This is a genomic window from Oleiphilus sp. HI0079 (assembly GCF_001635105.1).
Map to the genome: position 1 here is coordinate 1 of NZ_LWFT01001324.1, position 796 is coordinate 796.

General features: G+C 44.6%; 1 protein-coding gene. It reads left to right on the forward strand.

The genetic code is table 11. The features are described 5' to 3' along the window. Positions 1 to 230: 230 nt before the first annotated feature. Positions 231 to 796: YhjD/YihY/BrkB family envelope integrity protein (locus A3750_RS22905; RefSeq protein WP_231871929.1), on the forward strand; the 566-nt coding region annotated here is incomplete at its 3' end.

Here is a 796-nt window from a genome sequence, read left to right on the forward strand (position 1 = left end):
AGTCCCGCCATGACGAGAAGATGTGGAATAACGCCTCGCGTATAGTGGATACAAAATGCCGCCAGCGTTGATGGGGCTGTTTCTGGAGGCTCTGGTGGAAATGGATTAACGAGTTTTTCGAAAAAACGAAACATGTATACCTTGGTCGAGATATCTATAGTGTAAACACGCGTGCAGTATAAACCTTTGTTCAACTATACTCACTTAAAGATCAAAGGAGATTGATTGCTGTGTTCGACCGGATTCAGTTAAAACAAAAAGAACTTTTCGAATGGTTAATGCAGCCGTGCCGCGAAAATCAGAGCGGCTTAGAGAGGGTTGCACATCGGGTCTCGCGTATTAGTTACGCGATTGTGCGGGATCTTACTCAGGGTAGCCTCACGTTACACGCGATGAGCCTAGTGTTTACCAGCATTCTGTCGATTGTTCCCCTGCTTGCACTGAGCTTTTCTTTGCTACGTTATTTCAATGTGCAAAACAGATTTTTGCCGATGATTGAGCACTTTTTGTTGCCCATGGGAGAAAAAGGGCAGGAGATTCATCAGGCGATTATGCAGTTCGTAGATAATGTAAAGGTTGGTGTGCTAGGGGCTGTTGGCTTGTTGTTGTTGCTCTACACCGTGCTATCTCTGGTACAGAAAATCGAGTTTGCGTTTAATCGAATTTGGTTTGTCGCAAATACGCGCTCAATTAGTCGTAGGCTTAGTAACTATTTAAGCATGATTTTTGTCGGACCGATTCTGGTGGTGGCCGCAATATCGCTCACCAGTGGTTTGTTTGAAAGCGCTCTAATTAA